Annotated in this window: 10 protein-coding genes and 1 tRNA gene; 8 read left to right on the top strand and 3 right to left on the bottom strand. The window is 58.3% G+C overall.

All coding sequences use genetic code 11. The features are described from left to right. Positions 1-28: 28 nt before the first annotated feature. On the bottom strand, positions 29-3859 hold the full coding sequence (locus tag ACR0E6_RS14430) for a beta strand repeat-containing protein (protein ID WP_480584566.1): 3831 nt from the start codon (positions 3857-3859) through the stop codon (positions 29-31). Positions 3860-4084: 225 nt separating this feature from the next. On the opposite strand from ACR0E6_RS14430, the gene ACR0E6_RS14435 reads away from it, so the two are divergent. Next, the gene (locus ACR0E6_RS14435; RefSeq protein ID WP_480584568.1) at positions 4085-6133 is read left to right on the top strand and encodes a dockerin type I domain-containing protein; all 2049 of its coding nucleotides are present in this window, start codon (positions 4085-4087) and stop codon (positions 6131-6133) included. Between the two features lie 99 nt (positions 6134-6232). On the opposite strand, the gene ACR0E6_RS14440 is transcribed toward ACR0E6_RS14435, so the two are convergent. Continuing rightward, positions 6233-7687 (bottom strand): FAD-dependent oxidoreductase, encoded by a 1455-nt coding sequence (locus ACR0E6_RS14440; protein ID WP_480584570.1) that lies wholly within the window; start codon positions 7685-7687, stop codon positions 6233-6235. Between the two features lie 221 nt (positions 7688-7908). Between ACR0E6_RS14440 and ACR0E6_RS14445 the strand changes: the two genes are divergently transcribed. Together ACR0E6_RS14445 and ACR0E6_RS14450 are read left to right on the top strand one after the other, a co-directional pair. Continuing rightward, positions 7909-8853, top strand: coding sequence for a polysaccharide deacetylase family protein (locus tag ACR0E6_RS14445; protein WP_480584572.1), 945 nt, complete (start codon positions 7909-7911; stop codon positions 8851-8853). Between the two features lie 88 nt (positions 8854-8941). Further along, on the top strand, positions 8942-10120 hold the full coding sequence (locus ACR0E6_RS14450; protein WP_480584574.1) for a glycosyltransferase family 4 protein: 1179 nt from the start codon (positions 8942-8944) through the stop codon (positions 10118-10120). 95 nt (positions 10121-10215) lie between these two features. Here the strand turns inward: ACR0E6_RS14450 and ACR0E6_RS14455 are convergent. Further along, positions 10216-10300 (bottom strand) — tRNA-Leu (locus tag ACR0E6_RS14455). Positions 10301-11052: 752 nt separating this feature from the next. Here ACR0E6_RS14455 and ACR0E6_RS14460 point away from each other — a divergent pair. Genes ACR0E6_RS14460 through ACR0E6_RS14480 form a run of 5 tightly spaced genes read left to right on the top strand, consistent with a single transcriptional unit; the run spans position 11053 to position 16529 of the window. Further along, entirely contained in the window at positions 11053-11475 is a 423-nt protein-coding gene (locus tag ACR0E6_RS14460) for a hypothetical protein (RefSeq protein WP_170453747.1), read from the top strand. A gap of 3 nt (positions 11476-11478) precedes the next feature. Continuing rightward, on the top strand, positions 11479-13488 hold the full coding sequence (locus ACR0E6_RS14465; RefSeq protein WP_480584576.1) for a dynamin family protein: 2010 nt from the start codon (positions 11479-11481) through the stop codon (positions 13486-13488). An 8-nt stretch (positions 13489-13496) separates the two neighbouring features. Continuing rightward, a complete protein-coding gene (locus ACR0E6_RS14470; RefSeq protein WP_480584578.1) occupies positions 13497-15191 on the top strand; it encodes a dynamin family protein in 1695 nt (564 codons plus the stop codon). 52 nt (positions 15192-15243) lie between these two features. Further along, positions 15244-15645 (top strand): hypothetical protein, encoded by a 402-nt coding sequence (locus ACR0E6_RS14475; protein ID WP_480584580.1) that lies wholly within the window; start codon positions 15244-15246, stop codon positions 15643-15645. Between the two features lie 23 nt (positions 15646-15668). Then, on the top strand, positions 15669-16529 hold the full coding sequence (locus tag ACR0E6_RS14480) for a hypothetical protein (RefSeq protein ID WP_480584582.1): 861 nt from the start codon (positions 15669-15671) through the stop codon (positions 16527-16529). The last annotated feature ends 40 nt before the right edge of the window (positions 16530-16569 follow it).

Genomic DNA, 16569 nt, shown 5'->3' on the forward strand with positions numbered 1-16569 from the left:
GCCGAGATTTGTGCCCTGCGGGGACGACCTATGCGGTCGCCCCTGTGGGGTCTGTGTGCAGGATGTTGTCAGCAGTCAGCCCGCTCAGATCGTCCAGCCCGTCAAAAATCGCAACAGTTTCAACCGAGGCTGTATCCGGTGCCGAATAGTCCACTTTGACCAAGGCGCTGTCGGTACCGTCGGTTGCCAGCACATAAAGCTCATCCCCCGCCAGCGCGCCCGAAAAGCTCTCAACTGCGGCTTCGATGGAACCAGCAGTGAGATCTGTCAGAACTGTTGTCAGGCCGACAAACCCGGTATCCGCGCCCAAAGCATCGCCTGTCGCAAGGGTTTCGAAATTTGTGCCGTTGCCGCGCAACGTCAGCACATCCAAACCATTGAACATCAAAGCGTCCGAGACATCGGCCTCTGAGCCAAGCGAGAACCCGGTGATCGTATCAACCCCGTTTTCTGCCGGATCAGCCTCGAACACGACGACATCGCGACCCGCATCGCTGAGGTCGATCATGTCATCGCCGTCGCCTCCGCGCACAATTGTGTCGATGCCTGCGGCGGTCAGGGTATCGGCACCGTTTGTTCCCAGTTGAAAAAACGTCGGTCCTCCATCCGGGGTGGTGATCGTCAGTTCAATGGGTTGGGTCGGGTCTTGCACCGTCATCGTGAAGGTGACCAGCGGTTGCGACAGGTCCGTGAACGTGGTTGCCGCGCCGCCAAATCGAATGACGTCGCCGGTTCCCGGGCTGGCCAGGAACAGGTCGAACTCACCATTCTCGGTATCCGATCCGGTGTCGTATGTGACAACGGACGAGTCAAACTCAAGATCTGCAGTCATCGCCAGACCGCTTGAGATATCGCGATCACTGTCGGCGTAAATCGCAAAGGTCACTACTGATCCGGACTGCCCGATTTCCGAGATGACATACGCCGCGGGAACATGCGCCGTTGTCTCGCCGGTTGCGGGCACAGGATCAGGCCCGCCGGAGACAGTTGCCTGAGCGGTGAAACTCAGGTCATCACCGGCCTCGGTGCCCGAAAACTCGGCGGCCGGAACCGTCAGAGACCAGGTCCCGTCGGCAGCGACCGTTGCGGTTCCGACAGAGCTGTTTCCGAGCAAGACGTCAACCGATTGACCCGCGCTTAGCCCAACAGACGTGCCGCTGACAACAAGGCCGGATGTTTGCGCGTCGGCCAGCGAAACAGAGCCGTTGGTGCCAAGTGAATTCAGGTTCAAAAGCGGTCGGAAATCCGTGGTGATGGAGGTTGTGGCCGGGGCTGAGGCATTCCCGGCATCGTCCGACACCGTTGCCGCAATTGGGAAAGTCCCCGCATCCGACAGGGCTGCCAGGTCCGAGGCCGGGACGGTTGTGGTCCAGGTGCCCCCGGTCACGGTTGCAGTGTATGTCTCGGTGCCCAGCGTGACCGAAACGGTCTGGCCGTTCTCAGCCGTTGTGGTGCCCGAGATGGTTAGGTCACTGTCGCGCTCGATCACGTCCAGCGTTGCGCCAACCGGCAGGGCATCCATCGTGATGGACGGTGCCGAGAAATCGGTGGCAAAGGTTGTGGTTGCTTGGTTGCCGTTTCCAGCCGCGTCCTCGACCGACGCAGTGACGTCATAGGTCACAGCGTCTTGCAGCCCACTCAGATCGGAGGCAGGGGCAGTGAAGGTCCAGCTCCCCCCGGACACGGTTGCGGTGCCGCTTATGTCCACGGTGCCGTCGGGGCGGGCGATCTCTACGGTTATGACAGTTCCACTAGGTGCGTCGGATGTTCCCGATACGCTCAGATCGGTTCCCTGTTCGGAGGCGTTCATAACGGCCCCGTCAGAGAGGGTGGATATCGCAATCGTGGGCGCAGTAAAATCCGTGTCGAAACTGCTGCTGGCCTGAACCGCCGGATTGCCCGCAACATCGGACACGTCAGCTATGACGGAAATTGTCGCAGCGTCCGACAGGATTGCCAGATCGGCTGCGGGAACTGTGACGCTCCACCCTCCGCCAGAGGCGGTTCCGGTATATGTCACATCGTTCAGAGTGACCGAAACGACTTGCCCATCCTCAGCCGATGTGGACCCTAAGATGGTCAGGTCTGTGGCTTGTTCCGCAGCGCTCATGACTGCCCCGTCCGAGAAATTGTCGATGCTCAGCGTCGGCGCGGTGACATCCTTCGACAGGTTTACATCCGCTTGCGGGGCGGCCAGTCCGTCTGCGTCCGAAACATCAGCCGTGATCGTGAAGTCGCCCCCGTCCGCCAGTGCGGTCAAATCTGCGGTTGGGACAGTGACGCTCCAGGTGTCGCCAGAGACTGTGCCGGTATAGGTTTGCCCGTCCAATGTGACCGTAACCGTCTGACCGTCGCCGACATTCCCGGTTGTGCCGGAAATAGTCAGATCCGACCCGACCTCAACTGCGTTCAGAACGGACCCGACGGCAAGAGGTGAGATATTGATTGATGGACCTGTCAGATCGACCGGTACCGAGACCGTGACGGGGACAGAAGGGTTGCCCGCTGTATCGTCAACCGTCACGCTGATGTCGGCGGGAACGCCTGTGGTCAGGCTGGACAGGTCAGCGTTAGGGACCGTCACGCTCCAGTTGCCGCCGGTCGCTGTGCCGGTGTAGGTCTGCCCATCCAGCGTGACGGTAACGGTCTGGCCATCTTCGGCTGTGGTGGCGCCCGTCAGGGTCAGATCACCAGTTGTGTCGACCAGATCAATCGATCCCCCGGCGACCGGATCCAGTGTCAAGGTTGGCGCGCTGAAATCAGTATCAAAGCTGCTGCTGGCCTGAGGCGCGGGGTTCCCGGCCTGATCCGAGACATCTGCTGTGACCGAAATCGTCGCGCCATCTGGAAGCGACGCGAGGTCCACCGCAGGAACCGTGACACTCCAGGTGCCGCCAGAGACTGTGCCGGTGTAGGTTTGCCCATTCAGGGAAACCGTAACGGTTTGTCCGTTTTCTGCATCGGTTGTACCAGTGATTGTCAAATCCGTTGCCTGCTCGGCGCTGTTCAGGACAGCGCCGTCCGAGAAGCCTGTCACCGACACGGTGGGCGGCACGGTATCGATGTCGAATGTGACGGTCTCAGTCGACAATTCCTCACCCGTGCCATCCAGGTTGCGGATTGTGATTTCTGAGACCCCCTGCGGCAGGCCGCTGACCTCAGATGGGGTCAGGGAAATGCTCCAACTGCCATCGGCGTTGGGCGTCGCTGTAGTCACCAGTGATCCGATGGTCACCTCGACCGTGCTGGTCCCATCGGGCGCGGTGACGTCGGTGCTGGCGCTATTGAGCGCCGTACCCTGCAAATCGGCAAGATTCAGACTTGGGTAGCTGGGTGCAGGCGGCGGCGCAGGAGTTGGGGCGGTTGGCGCAGGTTCGGTGTCGTCGCCACCGCCGCCGCCTCCACCGCCCGCTGCTGCGGCGGCTCCGGCAAGGCCAAGACCACCCAAGGCCGCCCCTGCGCCACTGATGCCGCCTGCGGCAGCACCGCCAGCCTCGGCAATGCTGAACTGAGCGATTTCGGCAACCGTTGCCTCGGCAATCATAATCGCGCCGCTGTCCAAAATCTGAACGTTTTCAGCGGCGACAATCAAGCTGCGGCCATCCGCCATTTTCAGCAGGACGTCGCCGTTTTTCAACAGCTTGGCCGACTGCACGCCGGGGATGGTTTCGGCAAACTGAAAGGCGTACAGCTCTTCAATCGTGGCCTGAGACAGGGCGGGCAGCGCCATCAGCGTGGAACCCAGACCGCCCGCCAGACCGCGCCCGGCCCAGCGTTTCATCTTGCCGTCGATCCACTGACGAATGTGCTGTTTGCGATCTGCGCCCGGATGAGATTGGGACTCAGGTGCTTTGGTCATCTTACCCTCACATGTGTTTTCCGCGGTTTCGGAAGGGGGACAGTGCGCCCCGTTTAGGCTTTTGCTCATCTGTCTTTCCCTTTGGTTTCTGCGGCGATCGAACCCGAAAAAATTGAACTAAACTGAAGCCGAACTCCTCGTTTTCACCACATTCCTGCTTTGGTTTCGGTCCGGGCATCAGTTGATCCTGTTCGCAACGCCAGAGGTGGCGGTGGGGTGATGGCAATGATGGTGCAATTCGAAACTTTGGTCGCAACGGGGAGCACGGCGCTCGATTCAGGTATCGGCGATACGGCTTTAAAAACGTTTAACGGGGACACGTATCTCTACACCGTGACGGGCCCGGCAGGGGGGATCGCGGTCTGGCGTCTGGTGGATGGGTCCATCCCTCAGCTGGTCGACACCGAGTATTACAGCGGCACAATCACGTTTCAGGTGGGACGCTCGGGAACGCCTGTTTCCTTGGCAGGAACCGACCAATTGGCGTTAGATATAGATACCGCCACGGGGCTTGTGGGCTACGATTTGAACCCGGATGGCACCATCGGTGATCTGCAGGAAACAGGAACCCTGAGCGGCGGAGGGGATCTGTCCGCTTTGGTGCATTTATCCGTTGGCGCGACCGACCTTTTGGCGATGGCGCATGAGGATACCGGCCAGATCGGGACCTATGTCACCAATGGCGACGGCACGCTGAGCCTTGCCGGTCTCATCACAGGGGCTGCCGATTCGATGCAGGCGATTCAGGTTGGGGCAAACCAGATCGTGATTGCCACAGACGCCGCCAGCAACAGCATCACGACATACACGGTCGCAGGGACCGGAACGCTGAGCGCTGTCGACAACAGCGCGGCCACGGCAACGTTGGGCATCGCGACGCCAACGGCGGTCGAGGGTGTTGAAGCGTTCGGCGAATCCTGGGTGATTGTTGCCGGGTCGGGCAGCAACTCACTAAGCGTCATGAAGCTGCACAGCGATGGCAGTCTGATCCCGACTGACCATGTGCTGGATTCGCTGGATACCCGGTTCGCCTCGGTACAGGATCTGTCGGTGATCGAGGTGGACGGCCGGGTGTTTGTGGTCGCCGGTGGCGGCGATGACGGTATCACATTGTTCACCATGACCCCGAACGGGCAGTTGGTGCATCTGGACAGCTATGCAGACACTTTGGACAGCGGGCTGCAGAATGTCGAAAGCCTGAGCGTTGCGCATGTCGGGGACGAGTTGCAGATTCTTGCAACCAGCCAGATCGACGCGGGTGTGAACCTTTTTACGGTGTCCGTCGCTGATCTGGGTGTGGTGAGCGAAGGCTTTGGTACCGTAACCGGCACTGCGCTGGATGATATGCTGAGCGGTGGCGTACTGAACACTGACCTGTCGGGCGGTGCGGGCGATGACATTCTGATCGCCGGGGCAGGGGCGACCACCATGACGGGCGGGGCAGGGGCCGACATCTTTGTCATGCAATCGGGCAGCGGCCCGACAACGATCACCGACTTTCAGGCAGGCGTGGATCGGTTGGACCTGTTTGATTATCTGTTGCTGCGATCCCCCGCGCAGCTGACCGTCACCTCAACCGCCGACGGGGCCGAGATCACCTATCGCGACGAGGTTGTTCAACTCACATCAGCCTCGGGCGGTCCTTTGACGAGCAATGAAATCTTTGGTGCCGGTTTTGGCGGGCCGGACCATATCCCCGTCGATTTCAGCGATCTTGGAGTGACCGATCCGCCGAGTTCTGATGGCATTCAGGGCAGCGTTTCGATTGATTCCGAGGGGGCCAATCCGGGGCTGGGAGATGCCGAAATTCATTTCACTCCCGACGGCAACAGCACGATCAGCACCACAGCGGATGAGGATGGCAGGTTCGACTTGGGCCTGCCTACAGGGACCTACACTGGCGAGTTGGACATCACCAAAGGGTATTCGACCGCCAGCGCCGAAATCACAGCGCTGGATGCGCTTCAGGTGTTGCGGATTGCGGTCGGGCTTGAACCGACATTCGGGCCCGCCGCGCCGGAAAACCTGATCGCTGCTGATATTACACAGGACGGTGCGATCAACGCGCTGGACGCGCTGGCGATTCTGCAAGTGGCTGTTGGGCAACCGTCAGCACATGACGCGAAATGGGTCTTCCTGGATGCCGACGCGGATCTTTCCGGCATTACCGCGTCCAATGTCGACTATGAAACAGGTGTGGATGTGGTCGCCATTGATGGGGTGATCGAGGCGGACATGACGTCAATTCTGTTGGGTAATCTTGAGGCGTTCTAAAAGACTTATAACTATGATTATGTTAATTTCATTTGCTTGGATCTGACAAAATCAACGTCGTTGCCGTAACAAAATCAGACAGATTGCAGCCAGGACACCCTAAACACGTGAAGATGTGGCCTCGGTCGGTATGTTGTCCTTTTGCCGAATGGTCGGGTCAGCGATCAAATCAAACCCGTTGCGATCTTGCGAGGAAATCGCGCGGGCGGCTTGTATGCCGGTCAGGCTGGCCCAATCGGCTCCGGGACGGTTCACATGGTAGATTGAAGAAAACTTCTTAACTTCCTGAAACACGGCGGTTCGGTAGTTCGTCTGTTGTTCACGCCAACTGGCAGCCGCATTGGTACGCGGGAAATGAATCACTTTTGAGCCCAGCATGTCGCTGGATTTCACAAGGCCTGCGCCTTCGAGTTCCGAGATCGCTTTTTTGACCTGATCTTCCTCGCTGAGCTGCAGGATGGGCGCGTTCGCGGCACAGAAATACTCAACGCAGTAAACGCCCTGCCCTTCGGGAACCATCCCGCCACCAAAGGCCCCAAAATTGGTTATGCGCCCGCAATCCAGATTGGGATCGTTCACTTCGAGCCACGCGTGCGGAAAACTGTGAGGTGCCTTCAGGAACAGGTAGACCAGTAGCACTGACCGATCCGCCTCGGGCTTGGGCTGTGGGGTCTGGACGTCACTGTCGGCATGCTTTTTCAGCATGCCCCACAGGTTTTCGATCGTCATGCTGGACACAACGTTGCGAACGGTCGCTTCGTGCTCGACCTCATCTTGGATCCAACGGACAAGCACCTGCTCGCCATTGATCGGTTTCAGATCGGTGACTGTGGCTCCGAACTGTATCTGGCCGCCTTTGTCGTCATAGGTGGCTGCAAGCTTTTCAAAAAGTTGACCAGTGCCGAAATACGGGTGTCGCCAGGCAAGCTGTTTTGAAACGCCCCCACGTCGCGCCATCGTAAAAGCCTGTTTGACAGAGGCCAAACGCCCGGATTTGGTGCCGTTCCCGGTCGGATCCGCCTCGGGTGGCGGCATGTCAGCCCATCGGGCACCGCGGAACTTTTCCCAATACCCTTGGGCCAGCAATTTTGCGAATTTGCTGCCAACGCGGGAATACCAAAAGTCCTGATATGTCTGGGGTTGTTTGACCATTCCCTTGATCCAACCCTTCAGCATCGCAGCCCCGCCCGTCGCCAGCCATGTTACAGGCATGCCGCGCGTTGCGCCCCGATACCCGCCAGACATTTCAACGATCCTGCCCTGATACAGGCTGCCAACGCGGTGCGGGTAATCCCTGTAGTCATCGCCAAGCATTTTGCTCCAAAGATCATCAATCTCGGGAAAGCGGGCGTATAGCTCTTTGCGCCCCAAATCGAGAATGAAGTCCCCCCAGCGGGGGGACCGCATCAGGCCGCCAACCTCGGTGCCTTGTTCGAGAATGATCGATGATTGCCCGGCTGCCTGAAGTTCCAACGCCGCGCTCAGGCCCGACGGGCCCGCGCCAATGATAATCGTATCGGGGATGCTTGTGCTGTCGCTGAGTGATTTGGACATTCTTAACTATTGCAATGGTTAAAATTCATTTTCGGAATGTATAGCAAGTTTTTCCGGGCCGTGTTAGCAATTAATCGTGTTAGGCGTTCTTGTGTCGCGTCTATCAACCGACGGTTATCAGAACGATTTTGTATTTTAGTAAAAGTTAAACGGGTAAAAAGCTGGTGTTATCGGGGTCACAATCCAACGGGGGATTTGTTCTTTCACTCGACTTTGAGTTGATGTGGGGCGTCTATCCTTCGCAAACAGTGGAAAGCTACGGCGCCAACGTCCTTGGCGTTCGAAACGTTGTCCCGCAACTGTTGGACTTGCTTTCCAGCTTCGGGATCAAGGCCACTTGGGCAACCGTCGGGTTCCTGTTTTTTGACGACCGGGATGAGCTTTTGGCCGCCCTGCCCGAGCGCAAGCCGAAATTTCGCGACAAGAGAAACACAACATATTCCTTTCTCGAACAGCTGGGCGAAAACGAAAAAAAGGACCCCTATCATTTTGGCCTGTCGCTGGTCCGGCAGGTCGTTGGTTGCCCGGGTCAGGAAATTGGCACGCACACATTTTCGCATTACTTCTGTCTGGAAGAGCCGCTGGATCAGGCTGCGTTCAAGGCCGATCTAGATGCGTCGATTGCAGCCTCGGCCCGGGTGCAGAGCCGCCCAAGAAGCATCGTGTTTCCCAGAAACCAGGTTTGTGACAAGGCGCTGGACGTCTGTCGTGACCGAGGCATCGATGTGTTCCGCGGTCCGGGCCCGTTTGGCTTTGATACACCAAGCGCGCGACGCGACGAAGGTTTGATGCGCCGCGCATCAAGGTTGGCCAACAGCTATGTCCCCAGACCGCACACAACCTCGGTCGATGCAAAGCGCGAGGCTGGTTTGTGCAACGTTCCGGCCAGCCGGTTTTTAAGACCCTATTCAAACAGATTTCCCAGTGCCGCGCGGCTGCAAACCAGCGCAATCCGGCGCGAAATGCGCAGCGCGGCCAAGGGTAGGCAATTGTTCCATCTTTGGTTTCACCCTCACAATTTTGGCGTGAACACCGAAGACAACATCTTAATGCTCAGTCGCATTCTGAGCGAATATGAAGTACTGAAATCCGAGTATGACTGGCCATCTTTGACGATGGCGGACGCGGCCAGTCTTGCCCTGAGAACAGAACCGGTTGCGGGTTGATGGGGCGACAGGAATGCCGGATTTGACACGGAAAATAAGTCAATCATCTGCGATATCCCAGCAGTCCGGGGTTGCGGTTTCGGATCTGATGGATCCGTCCAACGGTCAGAGCCAGTGCCGCAGCGGAAGACTGCCCAAAGTGATGGTGATTGCCAGCCTGACATCTTCACTGGTGAATTTCCGCTTTGATCTGTTGAAGGAAATGGCCAAGCGTGCGGACGTTCTGGCCTGCGCGCCTGATGATGACCCCGAAACCCAGGCCCGCCTGTCCGAGATTGGGGTCGAGTTTCTGCGCGTTCCGATGGATCGAACGGGCACAAGCCCCGCAAAGGATGTGCAGACACTGCTTGGATTGGTGCGGGCGATGCGCTCGTATTCTCCGGACACTGTGTTTGCCTATACAATGAAGCCGATCATCTACGGTGGTTTGGCCGCGCGCATGGCGGGCGTGAAACAGTTTCTGCCGATGTGTACGGGGTTGGGCTATGTGTTTGTGGATCTGGAACACAAGCTGCACAAGCGGGTTCTGAAAGCCGGTGCCGTGCGTCTGTACCGACATGCGCTGAAACGCGTGCCAGAGGTTCTTGTTTACAACCAGGATGATGCGGCCGAGTTCAGATCCAAACGCTTGGTTGGGCCTGAGACCAAAGTGACCATTGTTCACGGATCCGGCGTCAACCTTTCAAACTTTCCCAGCTCACCTCCGCCGAAAGGACCTCCTGTATTTCTGATGGTCGCAAGGTTGCTTCGCGACAAGGGCGTTTTCGACTATGTCGAGGCTGCCAGACAGCTGCGCGCCATCCATCCGGAAATCCGGTGTCAATTGCTGGGTCCCCTTGATGCGAACCCCGCCTCGGTTCAGCCGCAGGATCTTGAGATGTGGCGGTCGGAAGGCATCGTGGAATACCTTGGTGAAACAAACGATGTGAGCCCGTATCTGGCTGCTTGCTCGGTGTTTGTGCTGCCCTCCTACCGCGAAGGATTGTCCCGGACGGTGCTGGAAGCCATGGCCACCGGGCGAGCCATCGTAACCTCTGACGCGCCGGGATGCCCCGATCCGGTTGTCGAAGGCGTCACGGGATTTGTCACTCCGGTACGTTCCCCGGATGATCTGGCGCAGGCGATGCTTCGGTTTGTCGAAGATGAAAGCCTTGTCCCCGAGATGGGCGCGGCGTCACGGGCCCGCGTCGAAGACAAATACGACGTGGTTGGTATTGTTAAAATTCTGCTGGGCAAGCTTGGGTTGTCCGAGATTGCCCTGCGCTAGGGCTGCGGCGTGTTGCAGATCCGGTGATCACCCGGCGATTGCATGCACGAAGGCAATTCAGGACGGCCGTATCGGATTGTTGTTTCGATTTTTGATGGTGCGGGTGGAGGGACTTGAACCCCCACGCCTTGCGGCGCCAGAACCTAAATCTGGTGCGTCTACCAATTTCGCCACACCCGCAACCGGGCACCTGCGTGCCGGACTGAGGCGCTGCATAACAAAGCTTGTGGCCGAGTGCGAGGGGTAAATTTGATCCGAAGGCAAGTTTGTCATGATCGGACCAAACCCCTCTGATTGGCAGGGGTTTTGGCCGCGAAAGACACTGCTTGGCGTTCGATCCCAGCGACGGCTGAGTAAGTTTCTCTGGCAGAAATTCCACGATTTGGAACGTATCTTGATGTCGATGAGCCGACGGATTCCGGGTGCCACAATTGTTCTGATCGGCGACACAATGGTTCGTCAGTGTTCGCCTTGGGAAAACGCGTTTACGTTGTGTCAGTCAACACTGAGGGTGCAAAACGGAACGTCTTTTCACCCTAAGTCGCGGACAGCCTCCAGCCCAGAGCGGTGTTGTCTGCCAGGGCTTTGGGCGAAGAAAATTCGACGTGGCCGGAAATAATATAAATAAAACAATATTTTAAGATGATTGAAACTCCAATCGCATCTTTTCCACCTCACCTTGCGTCAGGTTTGAAAGCAGCGTTCTACTCGGCCGAAAAAATCTTCGGAACCCCGTAATACACTCAAAGGTTGAGGCATTCCTGCGCACGCCGCATCACATTTGCGCCACATTTCAAGCACCAAAAAATCTTATTCGCGTCAAATTAACACCGCCTTGGCCGGGCTTGTTGAGCGCAGGAGTTAATGAGTCTTTTTCGCCGCCTTGGCACCGTACGAGTTTTCCGCTCAACTCCAGTACAAGGTTCTTTGCCGTGACCAATCTGAACAACTCCGCTGCCGCCGAGCAAGATGCGATCTTTTTTGCTCGTGAAAGTTTTTTGGGTGAACTCAAGACCCTGAACCGCGATCATCCCGATACAGGCTTTGGCATTTCCCTGCGCACCCATTCGGGCGAGCATTACCTGCTGGCCAACGCGCGTATGCCCCTGCCCGCTGCCAAGTCCGACGGGTTCCCGACGGGCCGGCGCGTGGCCTGCCTTGAAAATGGCGACCGCTTTAGCTCCATCGAAGTTCTGGCCGATTCCGTGGCTTATGAAACAATTTCCCCTCGCGCCGAGGCCGAGATTCTGGGGAACGCGCTGGACCTGATCGCCCGTATCGACACCCTGACCAGCCTTCCTGCGGGCCGCATGTCGCATGAGCCGCAGATTGCTGCCACCGGAACCGGAGGCTGACCCATGGCGCGCAATGACCACCTTTTGTCTGTCGGAAACGAAGCCCTTGCGCCGATGACCTCGGCAATGTCGTCTTTGACGGCACAGATCGACCAATTGACAGAGGTGGCCGATGCGCGGTCTTCGGCCCGGCTGGCCACGCTCAAGACGCGGATGGAGAATTTCACCGCCAGCATCACCATGGTTGGGCAGGTCAAGGCGGGTAAGTCCTCGATCGTGAATATTCTGGCAGGCCGCCCTGCCCTGTTGCCCTCGGATGTGAACCCGTGGACCTCGGTGGTGACGACGCTGAATATCAACACGCGCCCCCCCGGTGATACGAAATCCAAGTTCACGTTCTTCGAGCAGGAAGAATGGGACAATCTGATGGTCGGCGGGGGTCGGTTGGGTGAACTGGCGAACCGGGCCGGTGCTGATGACGAGATGGACGATATCCGCCGTCAGATCGCCGAGATGAAGGCCAAGTCCGAAGACCGTCTGGGCAAGCATTTCGACCTGATTCTGGGTCAAAGCCACCAATACGACTATTTTGACGAAAAACTGATCCAGCGCTATGTCTGTCTGGGTGACGAGGACGACCCGGATATCGACCCGAAAACGGGTCGTTTTGCCGATGTGACGAAATCGGCCGAGCTGTTCATGGATATCCCGCAATATCCGATCTCGCTGAAGCTGTGCGACACGCCCGGTGTGAACGATACCTTCATGGTGCGCGAACAGATCACGCTGCGCAGCCTGCGCGGGTCCGAGGTCTGTGTTGTGGTTCTGGCCGCCAGCCAGGCGCTGACCACCATGGACATGGCGCTGATGCGGATCATCGCGCAATTCGAAAACCGCCAGATCATTCTGTTTGTCAACCGGATCGACGAGCTGGCGGACCCAGTCAATCAGGTTCCTGAAATTCGGGATCGCATTCAGGACACCCTGAAACAGAACAATATCGACGCCAATACCAGCGTTGTGTTCGGCAGCGCCCTGTGGGCCGAAGCTGCTTTGACCGGCAACCCGGACATTCTGACCGAAGAATCCCGGCAGACGCTGAACACGTTCTATCTAGCTGCCGGGTTTGGCGATCAGGCCCCCTCGCTGGACAAGATCTGGGCGCTGTCTGGCTTGCCGGACCTGCTGCTGGCGATGAATGAACGCATCGCCGAAGGCGCAGGTGCGCGTTTGCTGGACCGGGTACGCCACCGCGCGCGCAACATCGCCAGCCAGATCCGCGCAACGGCCGTTGCCAAGACCCTGTCGGGTGGCGAAGGCGTTGTTCGCGATTTGGATGGGGCCTCGCCCGAGGACGCCATTGCCACTGTGGCCTCGGAATATGAAAAGAAAGTCGCCGACCTGACCGCCTCGCTGCGCGACAAGGTGCTGGAACGTCTGAACGCGGCCGAGGCCAATTTTGTCAAACGCGCCACCGACTCGTTGATCGCGCATCTTGAGGAGAATGGCGAACAAGGTACCTGGCAATACGATCCGGCGGGTCTGCGAACGCTGCAAAAGGCGGCCTATTTCAGCTTTGCCCGGTCCATGAAGAAAGAGGCCGGGGCGCTTTATTCCGCGGCCACAGCGGATGTCGAGGCGCTGTATCACAAGCTGCTGGGCAACCATCTGGGTGAGTTCAGTATCGAAGCGCCCATCGTACCCCGCGTGCCACCCCCATTGGGCATCGGGCGCACCATCGCGCTGGATCTGCAAAGCACCTGGTGGCGCAGGTGGTGGCAACGCCGAAAAGGGTTCGAGGCCTATGCCGCCGACTATACCCGTTTGATCGCGTCCGAGGCGAACTCGATCACCAAGGACATCGAGGAAAACCAGATCGCAGCGGTTCTGGAAAACGTCCGCGCCGGGCTGGCCGATTTCATGCGCGAGCAGAAAGAGACTCTGCTGAATATTTCGGCCTCGGCTGAAAAAGGCGGGCAGACTCCGGCTCTGATGGCGAATCTGCAATTGCAGAAATCGCGGGACGAGATTCTGGGCGACATCCTGAAAGACCTTAGCAACGAAGCGGCATAAGTAGAAAAATGGCAAAAGATACACATAACCGTTTCGTTTCCCCCAAGGCATGGGAGCGTATCGAGCATTGGTCGCGCCGGAAGCCTGTATTTGCCCTCATGGGTGAATTCAGTGCCGGGAAATCCACCCTGATGAACTTTTTGCTGCGCACGCACACTTTGCCGACGCAGGTGACGGCAACGCAGTTGCCTCCGGTCTGGTTTAGCTGGGGCAATCGTCCGGCCTATGTCAAACGGCATGACGGCAGCACCGAACAAATCGAGCTGGATCAGCTGGAAACCGTCGGCGTCAACGATGCGCAGTTCATTCGCATCTTTCTTGAGGCGGATATTCTGGAGGCGGTCGATCTGATCGATACGCCGGGTATTTCAGACCCCAAAATCTCGACCGATGTATGGCAACGTGCCGTTGGTCAGGCCAATGGGGTTTTGTGGTGCACCCATGCCACGCAAGCCTGGCGCGAGACCGAGCGGGCGACCTGGGTGTCCTTGCCCGAACGGTTGCAGCACAATTCGCTGCTGCTGGTGACACGGGCAGACGCGCTGAGCGCCAAGGACCGGCAAAAGGTTCTGCGCCGCGTGAACCGCGAGGCCGGGCATCTGTTCAACCGCTCGATCCTGTTTTCCGCACGTGACGCGATTGAAGCGCGCGACAAGACGGGGGATGCCGAGATGTGGTCGCGCAGCGGCGGCGGCAAGATGATCGACAGCTTTCTGGAGATCACCGAGCAGATCATGGACAACCGCGCCGATCAACTGGCGCGCTATCAGATCGACAAAAGCCTGTCCGACGCGCCCAAGGTGCAGCCGCTGCGCCCGTCGAAGACCGCCGAAACGGCAGCGCCCGATGGTTCGGCCCCGCTCAAACTTGTGAACCCGTTGACGGATGCGGGCGAAGATGCCTCGGTCGTGACCAGCTTTCCGGTTCGTCCGGCGCGCGTGGAACGTCGCCCCGAAGATGCGGATCGCACACGTATCGACGCAGCCGAGGCCGAGCGTTTGCGCGCCGAAATGGTGCCCGAGTCGACGCCCGAGATTGACGAAAGCAATGAGGACGAGCTGCGCGCCTATTTCCGGGACACGGCCAATGATCCGCTGGACATCGAAGCTGTTCCCGATCCCGAGGCCGATTTGGAAGACTATGATCTTCTGGATGACGCGGAACTGGATGATGAAGTTGAAAACATCCTGGCAGACGACGCATCGGATGAGTCCGAGGATCTGCTGTCATCACTGACGAATACGTTGAACGAAACACCCGAAGCGATTGCAGACCCTGCGCAAGATCAGGCGCAACCTGAAGAGCGCAGCATCGAGGTCTCGGTATCCTCGATCACGGCACTGATGGCCGAACAACAGGACGAGGGCGCAGAGGAATACGAGCCCGAGCCCGAAACCAGCGGTCTGGTCGAGATCAAGGCATCAGCCGATTTGGTCAATGGTCCAGAAGCCCATGTGGTCGATCTGAATGATCTGACCGAAGTGGCGGTTGGCGCGCCCTTAAGCGCCGCGGCCATGTGGGAGGAAGTGACCAAAAACGAGGATCTGCCAACGGACGCAGAAGCCTTGATCAAGGTCTTTCAGTCCTTTCTGTCCGAGTTCGATCAGATCGCGGTCGAGCATAATGCTAAGCAAGCCAGGGAAACGCTGCGCTCGATCCCTAAAACCAGCGATAACAGCGGGGCGGAATGGCATGTCTTGTAATCGAAATCGGATTGGGCTAACCGCCTATTAGTGAGGTAAAACAGTTAGTTAAATGTCAATTCAGGCTGCCTTGAACACCACGATTGAAACGATACCCGACTGCATTGCAGCCGGGTATATCGACATGGAAACGGGGATGCTGCTGGGCACCAGCACGGCCGATCCAGACGGCGCGGTTGATCTGGATTCACTGGCAATCGCCGTGGCGAACCTGTTTCAGGGGCGCGGGGTGGCGGGTTTTGAGGCGCTTTTGCGTCAGGCTGGAACAGAAGACGAGGACAATCCGGGATTTGGGGAAATCGCGGTGTTCTCGAAAGACCGGTTGAACATCTTTCTGCGGACCCGGGAATATCCCGATCATGTGGTCTGCTACATCTGTCGCAACAGCGCGAATGTCGGGCTGGCGTTGACGAAATCGCATCTAAGCCTGGGGCCGGTTGCGGCCGCAGTGTGAACGGGACCAGAGGGGGTCACGGCATGATGGACACGGACATACTCGACATGCTCGAAGATATCGGGCGGTCGTCTGTTGCCCGATTGTCCCCGGCGGTGGTGATCGCGGGGGACACGGCTGCTGCGCGCCGGGCCGAGGTCTTGCGGGTGATCCGTGGCACGATTCTGCCACGCCGTCTGGAGTTCACGGCCGTCAATGGCGATTGTCTGGCGATCGAGGTGAACAGCTCGCGCGTGACCGATGTATTCCGCGTTGTCTCGGGCCCCGTGCCCCACTTCGATACAGCGGCGCGTGACGAATTGATTGAAAACATGGCGCGGCTGGTGACGGATATTGCATCTGCCCCTGCTCCGCTGGAGTTGCTGTCTCTGCAACCGGACAGGGCGCTGGAGGCTGACGATGTCGGCGTTACCCTGCGGGAAATCGAAAACGCCTGTGCCAAGATCGATCTTCCGGCGGAACCGATTGTTTCGGTGGTACCCGATGACTCAGAACCTGTTGCCGAACTGCCCGAGCAGCAATCAACCGGCACACTCGCCCAGACGTTTTTTGCAGGCGCAGAACGCTTTGCGCTTGGGTCCGTTCTGGCCTCGGCGCAGGACGGCGATATCTCTCACATGGCCGAAGAGTGCGCCCCAGGCGGGCCGTTGTCTCCGGATCAGGCGCTGCTGGCGCAGTTTGCGGCCGATTTGGCTGGATGGGACAAGGACACTCAGCCCGCGCTGGATCATCCCCAACTGATCGTCATGCGCCCGTCCGGCGGCAAGGGTGCTGGTTTGGCCGTTGTGAATGACGGCCAGCAGATCGCAATCGCTGTGCATGAAGCCCGAAAACTCGGGGCGGTTGTCAATCTTTGGACTGCGTTGCAGGAGGCGGACGGATGATCGCCTCCAAAACATTCAAATTTTCTAATAATTCAAGTCG

The organism is Ruegeria sp. AP12, from assembly GCF_056540025.1.

Excerpts from the sequence above, each read along its gene's own strand:
- ACR0E6_RS14430 (WP_480584566.1), bottom strand. The coding sequence starts at position 3,859 with ATGACCAAAGCACCTGAGTCCCAATCTCATCCGGGCGCAGATCGCAAA.
- ACR0E6_RS14435 (WP_480584568.1), top strand. The coding sequence starts at position 4,085 with ATGATGGTGCAATTCGAAACTTTGGTCGCAACGGGGAGCACGGCGCTC.
- ACR0E6_RS14440 (WP_480584570.1), bottom strand. The coding sequence starts at position 7,687 with ATGTCCAAATCACTCAGCGACAGCACAAGCATCCCCGATACGATTATC.
- ACR0E6_RS14445 (WP_480584572.1), top strand. The coding sequence starts at position 7,909 with ATGTGGGGCGTCTATCCTTCGCAAACAGTGGAAAGCTACGGCGCCAAC.
- ACR0E6_RS14450 (WP_480584574.1), top strand. The coding sequence starts at position 8,942 with ATGGATCCGTCCAACGGTCAGAGCCAGTGCCGCAGCGGAAGACTGCCC.
- ACR0E6_RS14465 (WP_480584576.1), top strand. The coding sequence starts at position 11,479 with ATGGCGCGCAATGACCACCTTTTGTCTGTCGGAAACGAAGCCCTTGCG.
- ACR0E6_RS14470 (WP_480584578.1), top strand. The coding sequence starts at position 13,497 with ATGGCAAAAGATACACATAACCGTTTCGTTTCCCCCAAGGCATGGGAG.
- ACR0E6_RS14475 (WP_480584580.1), top strand. The coding sequence starts at position 15,244 with ATGTCAATTCAGGCTGCCTTGAACACCACGATTGAAACGATACCCGAC.
- ACR0E6_RS14480 (WP_480584582.1), top strand. The coding sequence starts at position 15,669 with ATGATGGACACGGACATACTCGACATGCTCGAAGATATCGGGCGGTCG.